The organism is Pseudomonas sp. WS 5011, from assembly GCF_012985775.1.
Classification (GTDB): Bacteria; Pseudomonadota; Gammaproteobacteria; order Pseudomonadales; family Pseudomonadaceae; genus Aquipseudomonas; species Aquipseudomonas peli.
This window is the reverse complement of the sequence record NZ_JAAQXA010000024.1, coordinates 1-18057: the sequence shown is the minus strand read 5'-3', so window position 1 is coordinate 18057 and position 18057 is coordinate 1. Positions and strand designations below refer to the sequence as shown.

Sequence of the window (18057 nt, the reverse complement as noted above, 5' to 3'; positions counted from 1 at the left end):
CTGATTGGAACCCCTTAGCAACAATTGGCTGGAGAAGAGGCGGCACTCTGCTGGTCGAACGGCAAACCACCGCCACAGCCCTCGAACAGGCCAAAGTGGCGACTGAAGTCACCGATAAACTGGAAGTGCGGGGCAAAGCGGCTGTCCTTGAGCATGCGCCAGGTATTGCCGCACACCGGGAACACCCGGCCGGTCTCGATACGGTGGTGTTTATCCAGCACAAATGCAGTGGCCGCACCGGTAATGCTGCCCTGATAGATCACCGCCTGACCGTAGTCCTCGCAGGCAGGCTCCAGGCCTTCGAGCTTGAACAACCGGTAGGTTGCAGAGAAGAAACGTGCGTCACCGAGTTTTTCCGCCAGTGCCGGATCGGTAATGCTGATCGGCTGATCCTCGACCAGCCGTGGGTCGCTAAAGCCATGGCGGCGGGCCAGGTTCTCGAAGTCATTCCAGTACAGGGCACCGCCCAGGCACTCACCGTACAGCACCTCGTCCTGACGCAGCTCGTCAGCTAAACGGCGGTCGGCGTAGACATCGGAGAAATACAGTTCGCCACCCGGCTTGAGCAGGCGATAGGCCTCGCGCAGCACGCTGTCCTTGTCTGGTGACAGGTTAATCACGCAGTTGGAAACGATCACATCGAAGCTGGCATCAGCCAGATCCAGCGCAGCCAGATCTTCGATATAACCATGGCGGAAAGCCACATTGGCATATCCGAATTGCTCGGCGTGGTAGTCCAGGTGAGCATTGGCCACCGCCAGTTGCTCGGCGGTCATATCCACGCCCAACACGGAGCCCTTAGCCCCGACCAGTTGCGCCAATACATAGCAATCGCGGCCCGAACCACTGCCAAGGTCGAGTACCCGGCAGCCGTCCAGCAGCGCCGGTGCGACCAGACCACAGCCGTAGTAACGGGCGCTGACTTCGGGATGGACCTTGGCCAGCAACGGCTTGAGCCAGTTTGGCATGCTGGAGACGTCACAGCAGGCGCTAGTCTTCAAATCGCCACTGCTCTGCAGGACCTTGCCGTAGTAATTCTGTACCGATTCGTGCATGGATAACCTCTGTTGATAAGGTGCGCTGTCCTGTGCAGCAAACAAGCAGAACAACGCCGATCAAGTGAATTGATTAAAAAAAGAGCACTTACTAACACTTACTAAATAGATAAAAAAACGCCGCGATTGTTACAGCGCCAACTCACAGCCACTGCGGTTATGTGTGATTAAAAAAGGGGCTGTATTAACTACAGCCCCAAGCTCGGGGAGGAAAGGAGCAACCCCCTGTATTTCACTCAGTAACGAGTGAAAGCTTTACAGAACATTCAATGGTGTACTCTTCGAGTCGGCATCCGGCGCTTTGTTACAACTCAGTATTTTTTACCCAGTACCCACTTGTCCTCATCGCGAAAGGCAATCAGCAGCAGGCTGGCAGCGAAGATGATCAACGAGGGATAGAACAGCGCGTTGCTGCCCTCGAACACCCAGCTCCAGGGGTCGATAACCGACTGCATCACCGCCAGCAGCGACGCACCGTTGAGCAGTACCTGCACCGGGTAGACCCAGCGCCGGGCAAACCCTACGACCACTGCCAAGCCGACCAGTATCTGCAGCGCACCGGACACCTGCAGCGCACTTTCGGCAGCGAGAAAGCCGAAGTAGAACTTGTTGGCCACCGCCATACCGTGCTCGACGTTGAATACCTTGTCCGCGCCCCAGATAACCAATAGCCAGCCCAGCGATACACGCAGCAACAGCAGGGTCCAGATTTTCATTGCAACATCTCCTTTAGATGGGCCGACCTTGAAAGCCGGCATGGGTGTTTGCTCAACCCTATGGAAGAGCCGTCATAAATCTTTTAGTGGGTGCCGAGGTGGCGGGCGATAAAGCTGCGGTCCAGGCGGTCTTTCCAGCGCCCCAAGCACATGCCTTCGGCCGTCATCCCCGACCAGCTAAGCAGCGCGCCGCCCTGCCCATCAGCCAGCAGCGCTAGTGAGCGGCGCTGCGGTTGAAATGACGTCATGGCCTGGCCTGAGAGTGCCGCGCTCAGGTTCGCTGATAGAACAGGCCCCTGGCGCACGGCGTACACCCCGCTACGTGGTGTCGCACAGAGGCTTGCGCAGTCGCCGGCTGCAAACACATGCGAGTGTGAAAGGCTCTGCAGGGTTTTGCCGACCCGCACGAAACCCTGCTCGTCACAGGCTAGACCGGACCGGCCAAGCCAGGGCAAAGCACTGGCCCCAGTAGCCAGAATCACCCTTGCGCCGCACCAAACGAGCCGGTCACCGGCGACCAGCGCATCACCATGAATCGAATCAACGGCAATGCCCTCCACCACCCTGACACCGGCTTCGGCCAAGTGGCGCAAGGCCCGCTTGCGCAGCGCAAGGGGATGCCCGGCCAATACCTGAGCGCGGCTAAGCAAGGTCAGCTCAGGTACCTGGGGCGCCAGGGCCAAAGCCAATTCCACCCCTGCCGCACCACCGCCGAGAATGGCCAATGCCTGGGGTGCCTGTTGCCAGCGTTGCCAACCCTGCAAAAAGGTCTCAAAGGGCTTGACCGGTAAAATTTCCAATACGGTATCCGAGCCCTGCGGCACCCTGGGTACAGAACCCAGATTGAGTGACAGCCAGGTGGCCGCATACTGCCTACCATCTGCCAGGTGGACACATCTGGCGAGCGGCTCCAGTTCGTTAACCTGCCCCTCAAGCAATTCCACATCGGCAGCCGTACAGAGCGCCTGTAAGGGAATGCGGCACTGCTCCGCGCGATAGCGGCCAGCCAACAGCCCCGGCAACATGCCCGAATACCAGGCGTAAGGCCCCGGACTGATCAGACCGATACGGCCTTTAGGCCTTTGCCCACTCATCCATAGGCGCAGCACACCCAAGTGGGCATGCCCTGCCCCCGCAAGCAACAGGTCGAATTGACCGCTCACAGGGCTCTCTCACTCACCTTGAGTTCAGACTGAGCATCCGCCTTGGTTCCGCCCAAACGCCACTGGTGAAAGCGCGCAACCCAACGCAGCGCCGCTGCCGGAGCATGGGCCCGCTTCCACTCACCGGCCACGTACTTGTTGGCTTCGGCCATGGTCGGGTAGATATGGATAGTGCCGAGCACCTTGTTCAGGCCATAGCCCTGCTTCATCGCCGCCACGTACTCGGCAATCAGCTCACCGGCATGCTCACCGACTATGGTCACGCCCAGAATGCGGTCCTTGCCCGGCTCGGTCAGTACCTTGATATAGCCATGGGCGGCTTCGTCGGCAATGGCACGATCCAGATCGTCGATGCCGAAGCGGCTGACTTCATAGGCAATGCCCTGCTCTTTGGCATCCTGTTCGTTGAGCCCGACACGGGCCACTTCCGGGTCGGTAAAGGTAGCCCAGGGGATCACTCGGTAATCAACCTTGAAGCGCTTGAAGGTACCGAACAAACCATTGACGGCAGCAAACCAGGCCTGATGCGCCGAAGTGTGGGTGAACTGATAAGGGCCGGTCACATCCCCCACGGCGAAGATATTGGGGAAGCGCGTGGCCAAGTATTCATCAACTTCCAAGGTGCCATTGGGGCGCAGCGTCAGCTGCAGCTCTTCGGCCCCGAAACCCTTGACGTTGGCCACCCGGCCCAGGGCCAGGAGCACCTGATCGAAGACGATGCGCACTTCGCTGTCGTCAGCCAGGTTAAGACAGACCAGCTGCCTCTGGCCCTCGATCACCTCGAAACGCACGGCCTTGTGCCGCAGGCGCAGCTCCACGCCGTCCTGGCGCAGGCTGGCCATTACCGCCTCGCTGGCCTCCGGGTCTTCACGCACCAGCAGGCGTTCGGTCATTTCCACCTGAGTCACCGCGCTGCCCAAGCGCTGGAAGGCCTGAGCCAGCTCGCAGCCAATCGGCCCACCGCCCAGTACCAGCAGGCGTTTGGGTTGCTCGCGCAGGTTCCAGACGTTGTCCGAGGTCAGCGGCTCCACCTGCTCAATGCCCGGAATCTTCGGCACCAGCGGCCGTGCACCGGTGGCGATAACGATGGAACGGGTACTGAGGCTCTGACCATTGACCTCCACCGTCCACGGTGAGGTGATCTTCGCTTCGCCCTCGATCACCTCCACACCCAGACCGGTGTAACGCTCAACCGAGTCATGGGGTTCGACATCCGCCACCACCCGCTGCACGCGCTGCATCACCGCGGCGAAGTCCACCTCGGCCTTGATCGGTTTGAAGCCGAGCTTTTCCGCCTTCTTCATTTCATTGGCCAGCTTGGCCGAACGCAGCAACGCCTTGGACGGCACGCAGCCGGTATTCAGGCAGTCGCCGCCCATCTTGTGTTTCTCGATCAGGGTGACCTTGGCCTTCACCGCCGCCGCGATATAGGCCGACACCAGGCCGCCGGAACCGGCACCGATCACCACCATATTGCGGTCGAATACTTTGGGCTTGGCCCAGCCGGCATACACCTTGCGCGCCTTGACCAGCTCCAGCAGTTTGCGCGAGACAATCGGCAGCAGGCCGAGCAGGACAAAAGCACCCAGCAGGCCCGGAGAAAGAATGCCGCTCAGCGAGTCCAGCTGGCCCAGCTCACGCCCGGCATTCACGAACACCAAGGTGCCGGGCAACATGCCTAGCTGGCTGACCCACCAGTAGGTGCGCGCCGGCAGCTTGGTCAGGCCCATGGCCAGGTTGATCAGGAAGAACGGAAACACCGGTACCAGACGCAGGGCAAATAGGTAGGAAGCGCCCTCCCGCTCGATACCCTGATCGATACCCGCCAGACGCTGGCTGAACTTAGCCTGAACCCAGTCGCGCAACAAGAAGCGGCTAATCAGCATGGCCAGGGTCGCGCCCAGAGTAGAGGCGAAGGACACCAGCAGAGTACCGCCCAGCAGACCAAACAAGGCCCCGGCCACCAGGGTCATCAAGGCAGCACCAGGTAACGATAAGGCTGTTACCACGACATACAGCAGGAAAAACAGGCCTCCGACCAACAGCGGATTGGCCGAGACCTGGGCACTCAATGCCGCTTGCTGGGCCTTGAGGTTCGCCAGGTTGAGGTACTGGCCTAGATCGAACAGAAAGAAACCCGCTATCGCGAGCAGAATAATGGCCAACAGGGCCGCTTTGCGCTTGTCCATGACAAATCTCTCCTTAATGGTTATCCAGTGCACCAGCGCAACTGGAGCCTTGCCCGGCAGTGCAGGCATAGCAGTGGTCGCGGGTGATAATGGGATTGCCTGCAAGGCTTTCAGCCTTGAGCAGATCGCGCAGATGGGGGCGGTCACGACCGATTAGCCCAGGTATTGCCAAGGGCAGTTCGAGCATCTGATTGAAGTCGCAGTCATACAGGTAACCCTGCCAGTCGACACTGATCAGGCTCTTGCACATCACCGCATCGAGATTTTCCGGGCGGTAGCTGTCGCGCAGCAGCTGCATATAGCTATTGAAGGTGCCTTTGCTCACCAGGGTGCTGCCGAAGCGGGCAATCGGCTGGTTGGTGATGGTCAGCAGGTGATTGAAGTGGATACCGAAGTCCACCGCCAAATGGGCCTTATAGTCTGCTTCGAGCTGCGCTTGCGCGGGCGGCAGGCTCGGGCCCTGCGGGTTGTACACCAGGTTGAGAATTAGCCCACTGCCGTCCCGTCCATAACCCAGCCTATTGAGCTGCTGCAGCCCCTCAATACTGGCGTCGAACACGCCATCGCCGCGCTGCTTATCGACGTTATCGCGCGAGTAACACGGCAAGGAGGCACTAACTTCCACACCCTGTTCGGCAAGAAATTCGGCCAGGTCTTCATAGCCCGGCTCGCTAAGAATGGTCAGATTGCAACGATCAATCACGCGCAGTCCTTCCCGCCGGGCGTGACGGACAATTTCGCGAAACCGTGGGTGCATCTCGGGTGCACCGCCGGTCAGATCCAGGGTCTGTACCGAGTGGGCATCGATCACCTGGTGCAGCAGCGCCAGGCTCTCATCGGTCATGGCCTCGGTGCGGGTAGGTCCGGCGTTGACATGGCAATGCAGGCAACGCTGGTTGCACTGATAGGTCAGGTTGACCTGCAGCGCTTGCAACTGACCGCGGGTAATCGCTGGAAAACTCAGCGCGTTGAGCAGGGGTAAGGTGGCATGCATGGCGATTCAAACTCTTGGGATACTGCTCTTTTGAGACGCGAGGCGCCCATTCGTTACGGCGACTCGTTCATGCCATGGGTTGCCGATAGACCTCAGGCAAGCGGCTCGCTACCTCGCCAAAGCCCTCAAGCGTGATATCGGGCTGCCTCTCCCAGGGGTCAAACTGGCTGGCCGGATCGCGCCGCAGCCACGCGCTACGCAGGCCGGCATGGGCGGCCCCGAGGACATCGAAAGGATTGCTCGACACCATGCATAGCTGGGCAGCGGGCACGCTACAACTGCGCAGGAGATGGTCATAAACAGCGGGGTCCGGCTTGAATGAGCGCACATCCTCGACGCTCACCACCGAGCGGAAGTACTGGTCGATGCCAGCCCGCTCCAGCAACCGCTGCACAGCCGCGCGGCTGCCATTGGAAAAGGCATGCAGCTGCATCCCTTGCGTGTGCAACGCTGCCAGCCCCGCGGGTACATCGGCAAAGGCATCAAGGTCGGCATAAGCTTGCATGGCCCGCTCGACCAGTTCGTCAGTGGCCTCTATGCCTTGCTCGTTGCAGGCAAAGATCAGCGCCTGGCGTGTACAAACGGAAAAGTCGCAGTAATCGCCCATCAAGCCGCGACGAAAGCTGTACTCCAACTGCTTCTGTCGCCATGCCCGCGAAATTGCCGGTGCCTTGTTACCGACTAGTTCAATCAGGCGAGCCAGTACAGCCTGGATGTCGATCAGGGTGCCGTAGATGTCGAAGGCAATGGCGTGACGCATGAGTGAGCTCCTGATTGTGTTGATCCTAGGCATCTATTTACGGACTGAAAAGTCCAAAATAAGGCAAAAAAATTTAACGCAAGTTCGCCATCACCAGCTCGATAACTGTAAGTAGATCTTTCTGGGCAATGGCCGACTTGGTCTGGGTACGCAAACCACTCATGGCGCAGTGCATATACAGCGCCAGCGCCGCAGGAGGCCGGCTATCCGACAACTCGCCACAGGCCTGAGCTTGTTCGAAAGCCAACTCGAACACCTGACGAAAACGTCGTGTTGCCAGCTCGATCAATGGCTGCACGGCAGGGTCGGCAGTGGAAAATTCGTTGGCCACATTGACCAGCATGCAGCCACGGGGTGTGCCCTGCTGAGCATCGTCAAGCACGGACAACAGGCAGCCGTGAATAAAGTCTAGCGGCGAATCGGCCTGTTCCAGGCGTTCGCGCATCTGCTTGGCACGGCTGTCGAAATAGCGGGTAAAGGCAGCTTCGAACAGGCTCTGCTTGTTGCCAAAGCTTTCGTACAGGCTGCTCTTGGATAGCCCCGTGGCCAGAAGAAGATCCTGCAGGCTGGTGGTCTCATAACCCTGGCTCCAGAAAAGCTGCATGGCATTTTCCAGTACCTGGTCAGGGTCGAATGTTCTTGGGCGTCCACGATTCATAGGCCGCATTATGGACCGATCATTATTTAATTCAACATTCGCAACCACCATGCTGTAACAAAACCTCCCCCTTCTGCATCCGAACAACAGCTTCAGCACCCAAAGATGCTGATTGGCTCTACGAGGAGGCAATGCAGATTGACATCCGAACCAATCAGTCCAGAATAATTCAGCCCCTGGGTTGCTACGTTTTTTCGCCGGCTAAAGGCGATAAGCAAAGCAGCGCAGACTTAAAGACCGAACAGTCCAGATTAAAGAGGAACAACGCCATGCTCAGTGAATACCCACTTACCCTGCCCGCCCTCAGCCCCGACACCAGCACACCCCGCGGTGCCGAGGTGCTGAAAAAGGCTAAGGCGCAGGTCGGTTTTATCCCCAACATGTACGCCAATATGGTCCATTCTCCAGGGCTGCTGGAGACCTATCTGGATGGCTATGCTGCCTTTCGCGCGGAGTCCGGCTTTACCCCGGCCGAGCAGGAAGTGGTCTTTCTAGTCATCAGTCGCGAGAACGGTTGCGAGTATTGCGTCTCGGCCCACAGCTTTCTGGCCGACAAGAAATCAGGCCTTGCTACAGACGTGACCAACGCCATCCGTGACGGCAACCCTATCGCCGACGCCAAGCTCGCCACTCTCGCCGACTTCACCCGTACCCTGTTCCATACCCGTGGACTGCCATCCAAGGCGGCGGTCGAAACCTTCCTCGCTGCCGGCTACAGCGAGCGCCAGATCCTGGAGATTGTTCTGGCCCTGGCGGTGAAAACCCTCAGCAACTACGCCAACCACCTGTTCCACACGCCGCTGGATGACGTGTTCAGCGCACGCGCCTGGACGCAGAAATAAGCACACGGGCGACGCAGCACCCGAGCAACCTCGGGCGCTGCCAGCGTCATCACAGCGGACGGAGTGTGGGCATCATGCTACTCGACTTGGCCAAACTGACACTTAACCTGACTCCCGACTCACTGGCATTGCGCCTGGTCGACTCCCTGGCATCGCGGACACAGCGCCCGCCTTTGGATCAGGTACAGCGCGACGCCATCAACCAGGCGCAGTCCCTGCGCTATGGCACACAGGCCAGCCACACGGCCTGGTGCTGGGGAGAAGGGCCGCTCGTATTGCTGGTACATGGCTGGAATGGGCGAGCGGCGCAAATGGCACCCCTGGCCAGGCATATTGCCGAACAAGGTTATCGCGCCGTGGCCCTCGACATCACAGGTCACGGCGATTCCCCCGGCGCACGCACGCAATGGCAATTCTTCCGCAGCGACCTGCTGCAGTTGCTCAGGGCACTGGAGCAAGACATCCATACCCTGATTGGCCACTCGGCTGGCGCCCTGGCCATGATGGCTGCCCGCCACGCCGGTGAAGTAGAAGCCAGCCGCTATGCCTGTATCTGCGCGCCATCCCACCCTTTTCCGCCCATCGAGGTTATCCGCCGCAAGCTGGCTCCTCGACCGGCAGTCATCCAGCATTACCAGGCGCTGATAGCCGAGCAGTTGGGCGCATCCTGGGACGATATGCAGGCCGGCGCGTTTTATCGTGGACTGAATGCGAAGACCCTGCTGATCTACGACCAGGATGATCGCATCGTCAGTCACCAGGAAGGCGACAAGCTGAGCGGGTTTATGCCCACAGCGCAGCTGCTCAAAACCCAGGGTTACGGCCACACCCGAATTCTCACTGCTCCAGAAGTCAAGGCTGCGCTGACTGAATTTGTCGGCGCATAACGCCCGCGCAGCCAAAGCAAACTAGCGGCCCTATTCCTAACGCCCTCTGTGCAGGATCTTCCATCATGCTGGCAAAACTCATTATCACCATCGGCGCCCTGCTCTACGGACTTGGCGTACCACTGCTGGAAATAAACCAGACCCACGTATTCAACCCACAATGGGAAGCACATGCCCGACTGCATGAGGTGTGGCAACTGGCAACCAATTCATCCCTAGCAATTCTGTCACTCTGGTTCGCCTGGGGCCGCAACAACATCAAGCTACCAAGTATCCTGGCCATGCTTGTAACCGGCGGTTTCTTGTTCGCTTACCTGGTGCGCGAAGGCTACGGTGGTTCGATGGTGCTCTCGGATGGCAGCGAGAAGCTGATTTTCGGCCAAAACCTTGGCGCATTCGCCTTCGGCATCGTTTTTCTGATATCCGTGGCGACCTTGCTAAGTGCAACAGCTAAAGCTGCCCCACACGCTGAAAGGCCATGATCTTGATGCTATGTGGTGGCACTCTAGCCGGCGCAGCAGGACAGTTGTTTCACATCTCTGGTGAAGGTCTGCGCGCAGAGCTTGAGCCCCTCGACCATGGTCAGGTATGGGAACAGCTGGTCGGCCAGTTCCTGCACCGTCATCCGCGCCCGGATGGCAATGGCGGCGGTTTGGATGATCTCGCCTGCATCCGGGGTCACCGCCTGCACCCCTAGCAGCCGCCCGGAGCCGGCTTCGGCAACCAGTTTGATAAAACCGCGGGTGTCGAAATTGGCAAGTGCGCGGGGCACGTTGTCCAGGGTCAAGATGCGGCTTTCGGTTTCAAAGCCGACTTGATGCGCCTCGGCCTCGCTGTAGCCAACAGTAGCCACCTGCGGGTCAGTGAACAGCACTACCGGCATGCAGTTCAGATCGAGGACGGCGTTGCCACCCATCATATTGATCGCCGCGCGAGTGCCCGCAGCGGCCGCGACGTAGACGAACTGCGGTTGGTCGGTGCAGTCCCCGGCCGCATAGATATCCACTGCACTGCTGCGCATGCCTTGATCAATCTGGATGCCACCGCGCTCGTCCAGCGTCACACCGGCGGCCTCAAGATTAATGCCTTGAGTGTTGGGTGTGCGCCCAGTGGCAACCAGCAGTTGCTCGGTACGCAACTCACCGTGATTAGTGCTCAATACGAACTCGCCGTTGGCGCAGGACACCTGGCTGACTTGCGCATGCTCCAGCACCTCGATGCCTTCTAGGCGGAAGGCGGCCGTCACTGCTTCACCGATGGCCGGGTCTTCGCGGAGCATCAGTGTATGGCGAGCCAAGATGCGGACCTCGCTGCCCAATCTGGCAAAGGCCTGCGCCAGTTCGAGAGCGACTGCCGATGAGCCAATCACAGCCAGGCGGTTGGGGATGGTATCGCTCGCAAGGGCCTCCATCGAAGTCCAGTAAGGCGTGTCTTTCAGCCCCTGAATCGGCGGCACGGCCGCGCGGGCACCGGTGGCGACCAGGCATCGGTCGAACGCCAGCACGCGCTCGCCGCCTTCCGCCAGATCCACACTGAGCGTGCGACCATCCCTGAAACGGGCAGTGCCGCGCAGCACGGTGATGGCCGGCGTACTCTTGAGGATGTTTTCGTACTTGGCATGGCGCAGTTCGTCGACGCGACCTTGCTGCTGCACGAGCAAGTGTTCGCGAAGGACGACCGGCGTACTGGCTGAAAGGCCATCATCGAACGGACTCGTGCGGCGCAGATGCGCCACCAGCGCCGCACGAAGCATGATCTTCGACGGTACGCAGCCGACATTGACGCAGGTGCCACCGATGATGCCGCGCTCTATCAGGGTGACTCGCGCACCTTGCTCGACAGCCTTGAGTGCGGCCGCCATGGCTGCCCCACCGCTGCCGATCACGACGATATGAAGCGTGGGCAAGTCCTCGGAATTACCCATGGTCACTCCTTTAGCGAAGCCGGGTAGCCTGCGTTCTTGCTGGCCTGAGTCAGAGCCTCTGCACTGGTCTTAGTGTCATCGAAGGTGACTATGGCTTCACGACTCTCGAAACTCACTTCGGCCTTGGTTACACCCTCGACCCTAGTCAGCGCAGTCTTAACAGTGAGCGGGCAAGCGGCACAGGTCATACCGGGCACCGACAGGATGACGGTCTGACTGGCGGCCCAAGCAGGTGCCGTAACGAGGGTAGCGAGGACAAAGGATGCGAGCATTCTTTTCATGGCGGACTCCTAAATCAGTAGAACAACGGCAGGATGTAGGGGAAACCAAGCGCGACCAGCACCAAGGTCGTCACCACCCAGAACAGCAGCCTGTAGGTGCTGCGTACCTGCGCAATAGCGCAGACCTCGCCAGGTTTGCAGGCGGCCGTCGAGCGAAAGATACGCCGGTAAGCGAAGAACAGTGCGACCAGCGCCGCACCGATAAAGAAAAACCGATAGGGCCCCAACAGCGTCAGGCTGCCTATCCACGCTCCACTGAAGCCCAAACTGATCAACAGCAGCGGTCCCAGACAGCAGGTCGAGGCGAGAATCGCCGCCAGCCCGCCGACGAAAAGAGAGGCACGCCCGCTTGATGGTTCAGACATACAGTCCTTCTTTTGAGTTGTTGAACGATGAGCTAAAGTTACCTCCGTAGTTAAGTACGGAGTCAAGCGACATGCAGGGCGTCCAGAAAAACCTGACTATCGGTGCCTTTGCCAAGGCCGCTGGGGTCAACGTGGAAACCATCCGTTTTTATCAGCGCAAGGGGCTGCTGTCGGAACCGCAACGCCCTCCTGGTGGTATCCGTCGCTATGGGCAGGCGGATGTGGAGCGGCTGAGGTTCGTGAAAACCGCCCAGAGCCTAGGCTTCAGCCTGGACGAGGTGGCCGAACTACTAAGCCTTGACGATGGTGAGCATTGCGCGGATGCCAGCCGTCTGGCCGAGCACAAGCTCAAGGACGTACGGGCAAAGCTGGCCGATTTGGCACGCATCGAGTCCGCGTTGTCACAGCTTGTACAAGCCTGCCATGTAGGCCGAGGGGAAATTTCCTGCCCGCTGATCATGTCGTTGCAAGGCGCACAGTAGCTCGCTGTCGGCGCCCAAGCGCAACAGGTAAGCTGCACCGCGAAGCCCAAGCGGTTGTTTACATCCGCTTAGGCTATTATTCCAGCGGACATACAAGTAGGACGCCCTAGCCGGGATTGACTCCCAGAAAAAGCCCGCTTCCTGTAAACTCTCTCGGCCATTGAGTTATTAAAGACACTCGAAAAGACCTCATGCTTACCCTGCAAAACATGATCTGGCTGCCTACGCCGCCATAGCGCTTCGCCCCCCCGCATCATCTGTGACCGCTTGCTCTGCCAGCGGTCACATTCTGCTGTGCCTTCGGTTTTAACGCCCGCCACAGCGCCCCTACATCCGACAATTTGACCTCGTATCGACCAGCTGCACTTGGCCTGCGCCATGCTGTGCTGCGCGATCCATTGCCTTGGAAAATCTGATGCTCCACTCGTTAAAACAAACCTGGTTGTCCAGCATCCGTGGCGACATCCTCGCCGGTCTAGTGGTCGCACTGGCCCTCATCCCTGAAGCCATCGCATTCTCGATCATTGCCGGGGTTGACCCCAAGGTCGGCCTGTACGCCTCTTTCTGTATCGCCGTGGTGATCGCCTTTGTCGGTGGCCGACCCGGAATGATCTCGGCAGCAACCGGGGCCATGGCACTACTGATGGTGACCCTGGTCAAAAACCACGGTCTTGAATACCTGCTCGCCGCCACGCTGCTATGTGGTTTGTTACAGATCGCTGCTGGCTACCTGAAGCTAGGCTCACTGATGCGCTTCGTCTCGCGCTCGGTGGTGACCGGCTTCGTCAATGCGCTGGCGATCCTGATCTTCATGGCTCAGCTGCCCGAGCTGACCAATGTCACCTGGCACGTCTACGCCATGACAGCCGCAGGCCTCGGCATCATTTATCTGTTCCCCTATGTGCCGAAGCTCGGCAAGGTGATCCCCTCACCGTTAGTGTGCATCCTGGTCTTGACCGCAATTGCCATCTACTTAGGGCTGGATATCCGCACGGTCGGCGATATGGGCCAACTGCCGGATACGCTCCCGATCTTCCTCTGGCCTGACGTACCACTGACCTTCGAGACATTGGCCATCATCTTCCCTTACTCGGCAGCACTGGCCGTGGTCGGTCTGCTGGAGTCGATGATGACCGCAACCATTGTCGACGACCTGACCGACACCCCCAGCGACAAGAACCGCGAGTGCAAGGGCCAGGGCGTGGCCAACATTGCTTCGGGTCTGATCGGCGGTATGGCCGGCTGCGCGATGATTGGTCAGTCAGTCATCAACGTGAAATCCGGCGGGCGCACCCGGCTGTCCTGCCTGGCGGCCGGCGTATTCCTGCTGCTGATGGTGGTATTCCTCGGCGACTGGCTGAAGCAGATCCCGATGGCTGCACTGGTGGCAGTGATGATCATGGTGTCCATCGGCACCTTCAGTTGGGATTCGCTGCGCAACCTGAAGAAGCACCCGTTGTCGACCAACATTGTCATGGTCGTCACGGTGGTGGTCGTGGTGGCCACCCATAACCTAGCCTTCGGCGTGCTGGCCGGCGTGCTGCTAGCCGCGATGTTCTTCGCAAACAAGGTTGGCCATTACATGGCTATCAGTTCTTCGCTGGACGAAGCCGGCGAGCATCGTAGCTATAACGTCACCGGCCAGGTGTTCTTCAGCTCGGCTGACAAGTTCGTCGCTGCTTTTGACTTCAAGGAAGCCCTGAACAAAGTAACCATCGACCTGAATCGCGCCCACTTCTGGGATATCACCGCCGTTGCGGCCCTGGACAAGGTGGTTATCAAGTTCCGCCGCGAAGGCACCGAAGTTGAAGTGCTGGGCCTCAACGAAGCGAGCGCCACTATCGTGGATCGCTTCGGTGTTCACGATAAACCTGACGCCATTGATCAACTCATGGGCCACTAAGAAGGAGAACAACGATGACCCAAGTAATTGCCTGTATCGACGGTTCCACCTCGGCTCCAGCCGTATGCGACTACGCAGCCTGGGCCAGTCTAAGCCTGGAAGCCCCGCTGACCTTCCTGCATGTGCTGGATCAGCGCCAGTACCCGGTTACGGCCGATCTGAGTGGCAATATCGGCCTTGGCAGCCGCGAGCATCTGCTCGATGAGCTTGCTTCCCTGGATGAACAGCGCGGCAAGTTGGCCCTGGAGCAGGGGCGGATCATGTTAGCGGCCGCGAAAGAGCGGGCCATGACGGATGGTGTGACCGCGCCTGAGTCCAAGCAACGTCATGGTGATTTGCTGGAAAGCCTGCAAGAGCTGCAAAGCGAAACGCGCCTGCTGGTCATCGGACGCCAGGGCGAGTCTAGCGGTGGACTGAGTCAGCATGTCGGAAGCCAGCTGGAGAGCGTGATTCGTATCATGCACCGGCCAATCCTGGTTACCCCGGCCAGCTTCCAAAAGCCCAAGAGCGCGATGCTGGCATTCGATGGCGGAGCTACCACCCGCAAGGGTGTGGAGATGCTGGCGGCCAGCCCGTTGCTGAAGGGGCTGCCGGTTCACCTGGTCATGGTTGGGACCGTAAGCGATGAAGCGTCCGCGCAGCTGGACTGGGCGCAGAAAGTGCTGATCAACGCAGGTTTCACTGTTCGTGCCGAAACCTGGAGCGGTGAGATAGAGCCTACCCTCCACGCCTATCAGAAAGAGCATGGCATTGATCTGCTGATGATGGGGGCCTATGGCCATTCCCGTATCCGGCAGTTCCTGGTCGGTAGCACCACGACCAACATGCTCCGCACCACTACCAGTCCGCTGTTACTGCTGCGCTAATGGCCATGGACGACGCCCTCGATCTTGCCCATTTCAAGACCCTGCTAGAAAAGCGGGCCAGCCGAGCTGGATCGATTGCTGGAAGACGCTGAGTCTCGCTCGCAATCGGCAGAGCTGGATCAAAGCAAGGTTGCTGGCTGGCGCGGCATTGATCGTGCTTGGGCTCCTGGTTATCGCCAAGAGTCCTGATCAATGCCCCTAGGCCTCGTGCTGCTGAAAGGCTGCTGTCAGCGTCAAATGTGCACGGGCCTCGATGATCTCGATCAGTTCGAAGTGCTTGGGGAACTCTCGCTTGAGCCAGCCGCTGGGCACGAAGTGATGATCGAGGTGAACCGCGGTGCTTTGTCCTTCAGCTGCAGCGCAAAGCATGATGTTCAATTCTGAATCATCACCGGCCATCGCCGCCGGCACGAAGACGATGCCGTTGTCACTAATACCGAAAGAGCGTCTCCATTCGGGGAAACGCTTCTGTTCGGGATTTGAAACGGCAAGCCAATGAATTCTGTCCATTTAATTCTTCTCGAAAGGGAGCAGCGTGGAATACGGCAGCAAATCACCTTCGGCTGCGGCTAATACCTGGTCCAGCACCGCCTCGGGGGCATCGAGAGCACCGAGAATCACGTACAGCTCGGATAACACTTTCATCCTAGCTGCGCGATCGAAGCCAGCATCACCACCTACTGATTCGGCATGGTCGAATGCATTGGCAACGGCATTCTCCTTGAGCAGATAGCGCGCGCCGCAATCGCAGAGAAATGGTTGCTTGGCGTTGTAGAAACGATCCTGCGCTTCCCAACCATGCAGCCTCGGCTCCATGGGCTTGCCACACTTGGGGCAATAGGCAGGTTGCACATCGGTAAGGTAAAGCATGACTTGGTTCCTTTCCTGCCGCGCCGCTCCGTGGATGGAGGGCCGTACAATGCGCACTATTGTCGTAACCACGCTTCACCGCTGTCCAGAAAAGGTACAAAGGTACAAATGTCCCTCCTGCTTGATACCAACCATATCGCCCAGACCAACCCCGGCTTGATTCGGCTCGACCCGGCCTATGCCCTGGCTGCCCATCTCGCTGAGCGCCATCTGCTGGGTTACCTGATGCTAAATGGTGACGCGTGGCGTGTGGCGGCAAAAATTATCGATCCAGGTGATTTCGATGGGTATCCGCATTGCCGGATTTACCTGGCTATGGAGGCGCTGGCCAGTCTCGACGAAGCCATCGACATCCTGACGCTCTCTGAGTTGCTGGAGTCGGACGAGCATTACCAGGCCGCTGGTGGGATTCAAATGCTCGGGCAACTGGCCACAGAGACTCCAATTCGTTTCGAGCAGGTGAGAGGCCTGGCCCGCCTGCTCAGAGGTTTTGGTGTATTGCGCTCCAGCCTCAATGAGGCCTATCAGTGCCAGCGCCGACTATGCAGCCTGCTGGAAGCCAAACGCGATGGGCTCTCTCACGGCAAGTCATGGGTCGCCACCATCGAGGACAGGATTCGGCAGGAGCAGCCATTTCCGCAGTCCTGGATCGGGCAGCGCGTCTGCTATGTCTACGATGAATCCGTTACCGAGGGCGCGACTCTGTGAACAGCACTGCCAGCCTGAGAATCCGCCCGCACCTTGGCGAGGACATCGCTATTGGCCCTGGGAAGATTGATCTGCTAGAAGCCATTCAGCGTCGCGGCTCGATCAGTGGCACGGCGCGCGAACTGGGTATGTCCTATCGACGTGCCTGGTTGCTAGTGGAAACCATGAACCGCAGCTTTCGCGAGCCCCTAGTGATCTCGCTGGTCGGTGGCCGACATGGCGGCGGTGCTCGGCTGAGTAATACCGGGGAGCAAGTTCTGCGCGGCACCTTCCTGGGCCGAGGCACCCGCTGTCACCGCCGCCGACCTGCAATTTGCCCTGGAAGAGGTTCACCAGCAGTTCACGGCTGATACGGGCCAGTCGCTGCGGCTGGTAGCTGAGGGCCAGCGCCTGACGATTCGCCTGCCCGGTGAAACCATCCATTTGATGCCCATCGAAGGTAGCCTTTAGGTAAATTATGAAGAAGGTTTCCTAATTTTCGGCGCTGTAAAATGAACTGTGTATCCGCGTTTTTTTACAGTGCCGATAACGGCACACGCTCTTCACCGAACATCAACTGGAAGCTCTGCAGCGCCTGCTTCCAGTTGTGGAAGCCCTTCCAGTTCTGATGCCTCCCCAATTGCCAGGAACAGCGCCTTGAGCGCCGACTCATCGTTCGGGAAAATGCGCCGGTTGCGGGCGTACTTGCGCATCACCATGTTCGACGGCTCGATTGCATTGGTCGTGTAGATCACCTTGCGTGATCTCCGGCAGGAACTGGAAGAACGGAATGATGTTGTCCCAGTTTGTGCGCAACACCCTTACACGGAGCGATACTTGGCACCCCATTCGACTTCGAACGCATACTGCTCGGCCAGAGCCTCCTCGGCACTAACAGACCGGTAGATGCGCGTGAGCGCAGCCCCCACCACCTTGCCCCCCTCCTGCTGACATAGCGGAAGCTGGCCCGCACCAGATGGACGATGCATAGCTGCGTCAGTGTTTTTGGGAACACCACATTAACCGCCTCAGGTAGCCCCTCAAGACCGTCCATACTGGCGATGTAGATGTCGTGCACGCCGCGCTGGCGCACTTCAATCAGCACCGACAGCAAGAATTTCGCGTCTTTGTTCTCGGCTAGCCACAGGCCCAGCACCTCCTTCTGACCACGCCGAGCAACACGTGGGCCGATTTGTTGATGACCTGCGTTGCTTCACCATCGCGCCCGGTATCGAGTTGGCGCACGGCAATGGCCCCCAGTTGCTTCGCATTATTTTTGCCGCACGAGTTGTAGTGGTCTAATTTCCCCGGACACCTCGATAAGTGGAAAATGCATTTATCGAGGAGTTTTTCATGACCAACAAACGCAGGACATTCGACGACAGCTTCAAGCTACAAGTTGTGAAGATGATCAA

20 protein-coding genes and 2 pseudogenes are annotated in these 18057 nt (G+C 58.9%); 9 read left to right on the top strand and 13 right to left on the bottom strand.

Going from position 1 to position 18057, the window contains the following annotated elements:
• Window positions 1-14: 14 nt before the first annotated feature.
• From HBN63_RS19040 to HBN63_RS19010, 7 genes are all read right to left on the bottom strand, one after another.
• On the bottom strand, window positions 15-1055 hold the full coding sequence (locus HBN63_RS19040) for a methyltransferase domain-containing protein (protein ID WP_134638126.1): 1041 nt from the start codon (window positions 1053-1055) through the stop codon (window positions 15-17).
• Between the two features lie 311 nt (window positions 1056-1366).
• The gene (locus HBN63_RS19035; protein WP_166801172.1) at window positions 1367-1771 is read right to left on the bottom strand and encodes a DoxX family membrane protein; all 405 of its coding nucleotides are present in this window, start codon (window positions 1769-1771) and stop codon (window positions 1367-1369) included.
• A gap of 83 nt (window positions 1772-1854) precedes the next feature.
• A complete protein-coding gene (locus tag HBN63_RS19030; RefSeq protein WP_134638128.1) occupies window positions 1855-2934 on the bottom strand; it encodes an FAD-dependent oxidoreductase in 1080 nt (359 codons plus the stop codon).
• On the bottom strand, window positions 2931-5123 hold the full coding sequence (locus HBN63_RS19025) for a bifunctional TVP38/TMEM64 family protein/FAD-dependent oxidoreductase (RefSeq protein WP_134638129.1): 2193 nt from the start codon (window positions 5121-5123) through the stop codon (window positions 2931-2933). The genes HBN63_RS19030 and HBN63_RS19025 overlap by 4 nt, the downstream gene beginning before the upstream one ends.
• 13 nt (window positions 5124-5136) lie before the next feature.
• A complete protein-coding gene (arsS, locus tag HBN63_RS19020; protein ID WP_134638130.1) occupies window positions 5137-6117 on the bottom strand; it encodes an arsenosugar biosynthesis radical SAM (seleno)protein ArsS in 981 nt (326 codons plus the stop codon).
• 67 nt (window positions 6118-6184) lie between these two features.
• The gene (locus tag HBN63_RS19015; protein WP_134638131.1) at window positions 6185-6877 is read right to left on the bottom strand and encodes a haloacid dehalogenase type II; all 693 of its coding nucleotides are present in this window, start codon (window positions 6875-6877) and stop codon (window positions 6185-6187) included.
• Between the two features lie 73 nt (window positions 6878-6950).
• Window positions 6951-7481: a TetR/AcrR family transcriptional regulator gene (locus HBN63_RS19010; protein WP_244260894.1), complete on the bottom strand. Its 531-nt coding sequence runs from the start codon at window positions 7479-7481 to the stop codon at window positions 6951-6953.
• A gap of 323 nt (window positions 7482-7804) precedes the next feature.
• Here HBN63_RS19010 and HBN63_RS19005 point away from each other — a divergent pair, with 323 nt between their 5' ends.
• From HBN63_RS19005 to HBN63_RS18995, 3 genes are all read left to right on the top strand, one after another.
• The gene (locus HBN63_RS19005; RefSeq protein WP_134638141.1) at window positions 7805-8377 is read left to right on the top strand and encodes a carboxymuconolactone decarboxylase family protein; all 573 of its coding nucleotides are present in this window, start codon (window positions 7805-7807) and stop codon (window positions 8375-8377) included.
• Between the two features lie 74 nt (window positions 8378-8451).
• The gene (locus HBN63_RS19000; RefSeq protein ID WP_134638133.1) at window positions 8452-9264 is read left to right on the top strand and encodes an alpha/beta fold hydrolase; all 813 of its coding nucleotides are present in this window, start codon (window positions 8452-8454) and stop codon (window positions 9262-9264) included.
• A gap of 65 nt (window positions 9265-9329) precedes the next feature.
• On the top strand, window positions 9330-9746 hold the full coding sequence (locus tag HBN63_RS18995; protein WP_134638134.1) for a hypothetical protein: 417 nt from the start codon (window positions 9330-9332) through the stop codon (window positions 9744-9746).
• A gap of 23 nt (window positions 9747-9769) precedes the next feature.
• Here the strand turns inward: HBN63_RS18995 and merA are convergent, their stop codons facing one another.
• The 3 genes from merA to merT are packed head-to-tail and all read right to left on the bottom strand — an operon-like array spanning window position 9770 to window position 11834.
• The gene (gene merA, locus HBN63_RS18990; RefSeq protein ID WP_134638135.1) at window positions 9770-11188 is read right to left on the bottom strand and encodes a mercury(II) reductase; all 1419 of its coding nucleotides are present in this window, start codon (window positions 11186-11188) and stop codon (window positions 9770-9772) included.
• 2 nt (window positions 11189-11190) lie between these two features.
• On the bottom strand, window positions 11191-11469 hold the full coding sequence (gene merP, locus HBN63_RS18985) for a mercury resistance system periplasmic binding protein MerP (RefSeq protein ID WP_134638136.1): 279 nt from the start codon (window positions 11467-11469) through the stop codon (window positions 11191-11193).
• A 14-nt stretch (window positions 11470-11483) separates the two neighbouring features.
• Window positions 11484-11834, bottom strand: coding sequence for a mercuric ion transporter MerT (gene merT, locus HBN63_RS18980; protein WP_134638137.1), 351 nt, complete (start codon window positions 11832-11834; stop codon window positions 11484-11486).
• Between the two features lie 71 nt (window positions 11835-11905).
• Between merT and merR the strand changes: the two genes are divergently transcribed.
• The 4 genes and pseudogenes from merR to HBN63_RS22150 form a co-directional block, all read left to right on the top strand.
• Window positions 11906-12316 carry an Hg(II)-responsive transcriptional regulator gene (gene merR / locus HBN63_RS18975; protein ID WP_134638138.1) on the top strand — a complete coding sequence of 137 codons (411 nt, stop codon included), beginning with the start codon at window positions 11906-11908 and terminating at the stop codon, window positions 12314-12316.
• Between the two features lie 415 nt (window positions 12317-12731).
• Window positions 12732-14219, top strand: coding sequence for a SulP family inorganic anion transporter (locus tag HBN63_RS18970; protein WP_170050489.1), 1488 nt, complete (start codon window positions 12732-12734; stop codon window positions 14217-14219).
• Window positions 14220-14233: 14 nt separating this feature from the next.
• On the top strand, window positions 14234-15085 hold the full coding sequence (locus HBN63_RS18965; protein ID WP_170050488.1) for a universal stress protein: 852 nt from the start codon (window positions 14234-14236) through the stop codon (window positions 15083-15085).
• Window positions 15085-15217 (top strand): annotated as a pseudogene (locus tag HBN63_RS22150) (TraR/DksA family transcriptional regulator); the annotation flags it as partial. The gene HBN63_RS18965 and the pseudogene HBN63_RS22150, both read left to right, overlap by 1 nt.
• A gap of 66 nt (window positions 15218-15283) precedes the next feature.
• Here the strand turns inward: HBN63_RS22150 and HBN63_RS18960 are convergent.
• Entirely contained in the window at window positions 15284-15595 is a 312-nt protein-coding gene (locus HBN63_RS18960) for a hypothetical protein (RefSeq protein ID WP_170050487.1), read from the bottom strand.
• A complete protein-coding gene (locus tag HBN63_RS18955) occupies window positions 15596-15955 on the bottom strand; it encodes a hypothetical protein (RefSeq protein ID WP_170050486.1) in 360 nt (119 codons plus the stop codon).
• A gap of 108 nt (window positions 15956-16063) precedes the next feature.
• Here HBN63_RS18955 and HBN63_RS18950 point away from each other — a divergent pair, with 108 nt between their 5' ends.
• The gene (locus HBN63_RS18950; protein WP_170050485.1) at window positions 16064-16663 is read left to right on the top strand and encodes a DnaB-like helicase N-terminal domain-containing protein; all 600 of its coding nucleotides are present in this window, start codon (window positions 16064-16066) and stop codon (window positions 16661-16663) included.
• Entirely contained in the window at window positions 16660-17013 is a 354-nt protein-coding gene (locus tag HBN63_RS18945) for a LysR family transcriptional regulator (RefSeq protein ID WP_170050484.1), read from the top strand. Before HBN63_RS18950 ends, HBN63_RS18945 begins: the two co-directional genes overlap by 4 nt.
• Window positions 17014-17177: 164 nt before the next feature.
• Here HBN63_RS18945 and HBN63_RS18940 read toward each other — a convergent pair.
• Window positions 17178-17848: pseudogene (locus HBN63_RS18940) on the bottom strand (transposase); the annotation flags it as partial.
• Window positions 17849-18057: the final 209 nt, after the last annotated feature.

What these genes read in the sequence shown, in the direction of transcription:
- HBN63_RS19015 (WP_134638131.1), bottom strand. Translation starts at nt 6,877, where the DNA reads ATGCGTCACGCCATTGCCTTCGACATCTACGGCACCCTGATCGACATC.
- HBN63_RS19035 (WP_166801172.1), bottom strand. Translation starts at nt 1,771, where the DNA reads ATGAAAATCTGGACCCTGCTGTTGCTGCGTGTATCGCTGGGCTGGCTA.
- HBN63_RS19025 (WP_134638129.1), bottom strand. Translation starts at nt 5,123, where the DNA reads ATGGACAAGCGCAAAGCGGCCCTGTTGGCCATTATTCTGCTCGCGATA.
- HBN63_RS18965 (WP_170050488.1), top strand. Translation starts at nt 14,234, where the DNA reads ATGACCCAAGTAATTGCCTGTATCGACGGTTCCACCTCGGCTCCAGCC.
- HBN63_RS18955 (WP_170050486.1), bottom strand. Translation starts at nt 15,955, where the DNA reads ATGCTTTACCTTACCGATGTGCAACCTGCCTATTGCCCCAAGTGTGGC.
- HBN63_RS18960 (WP_170050487.1), bottom strand. Translation starts at nt 15,595, where the DNA reads ATGGACAGAATTCATTGGCTTGCCGTTTCAAATCCCGAACAGAAGCGT.
- HBN63_RS19005 (WP_134638141.1), top strand. Translation starts at nt 7,805, where the DNA reads ATGCTCAGTGAATACCCACTTACCCTGCCCGCCCTCAGCCCCGACACC.
- HBN63_RS19000 (WP_134638133.1), top strand. Translation starts at nt 8,452, where the DNA reads ATGCTACTCGACTTGGCCAAACTGACACTTAACCTGACTCCCGACTCA.
- HBN63_RS19040 (WP_134638126.1), bottom strand. Translation starts at nt 1,055, where the DNA reads ATGCACGAATCGGTACAGAATTACTACGGCAAGGTCCTGCAGAGCAGT.
- merT (WP_134638137.1), bottom strand. Translation starts at nt 11,834, where the DNA reads ATGTCTGAACCATCAAGCGGGCGTGCCTCTCTTTTCGTCGGCGGGCTG.
- merA (WP_134638135.1), bottom strand. Translation starts at nt 11,188, where the DNA reads ATGGGTAATTCCGAGGACTTGCCCACGCTTCATATCGTCGTGATCGGC.
- merR (WP_134638138.1), top strand. Translation starts at nt 11,906, where the DNA reads ATGCAGGGCGTCCAGAAAAACCTGACTATCGGTGCCTTTGCCAAGGCC.
- merP (WP_134638136.1), bottom strand. Translation starts at nt 11,469, where the DNA reads ATGAAAAGAATGCTCGCATCCTTTGTCCTCGCTACCCTCGTTACGGCA.
- HBN63_RS18970 (WP_170050489.1), top strand. Translation starts at nt 12,732, where the DNA reads ATGCTCCACTCGTTAAAACAAACCTGGTTGTCCAGCATCCGTGGCGAC.
- arsS (WP_134638130.1), bottom strand. Translation starts at nt 6,117, where the DNA reads ATGCATGCCACCTTACCCCTGCTCAACGCGCTGAGTTTTCCAGCGATT.
- HBN63_RS19010 (WP_244260894.1), bottom strand. Translation starts at nt 7,481, where the DNA reads ATGCAGCTTTTCTGGAGCCAGGGTTATGAGACCACCAGCCTGCAGGAT.
- HBN63_RS18950 (WP_170050485.1), top strand. Translation starts at nt 16,064, where the DNA reads ATGTCCCTCCTGCTTGATACCAACCATATCGCCCAGACCAACCCCGGC.
- HBN63_RS18995 (WP_134638134.1), top strand. Translation starts at nt 9,330, where the DNA reads ATGCTGGCAAAACTCATTATCACCATCGGCGCCCTGCTCTACGGACTT.